Here is a 511-nt window from a genome sequence, read left to right on the forward strand (position 1 = left end):
AGATCAACCGGAAGAAGATGATTTTAAAAATGATGAGAGCATTTTAGTCTCTCAAGGAAAAAAAAATCTTGAGGTTTGTATTACAATAGAAGGATTATCCGATTTTTTGAAAAGCTGCGTTTCAACAGTTGTTTCAGTAATTGGTCCAGAAGCTGCGCAGATGGCAGCAAAATTATCTCTTCATCTCATAAAAGAGCGCAAAACAGTTCTGTTAGTCGATCTTTCTGGTCAACAAATAGAGAAAGTCATTGGACCACATCGGGGATTGAGTGATATTTTAACGGGGAAAGCTCAGTTGCATGATGTTATTTATCGTGATTATGATACGGGGATTGATATTCTTCCTCAGGGTTTAACAAGTGCTGTTTGTACACAAGATTTTTCAAATAATATCCCTCATCTATTACAAGGATTTAAAAAAGATTATGATTTTATCATTTTAGCAATGGCGGATAAACCTAAATATGGATCTGAGCAATTTGCAGAGCTAACAGACTATTATATTTGTAGT

General features: G+C 34.6%; 1 pseudogene. It reads left to right on the forward strand.

The features are described 5' to 3' along the window. Positions 1 to 511: pseudogene (locus ACFIK8_RS13185) on the forward strand (hypothetical protein); the annotation flags it as partial.

Source organism: Bartonella sp. MR168JLCBS, from assembly GCF_042194175.1.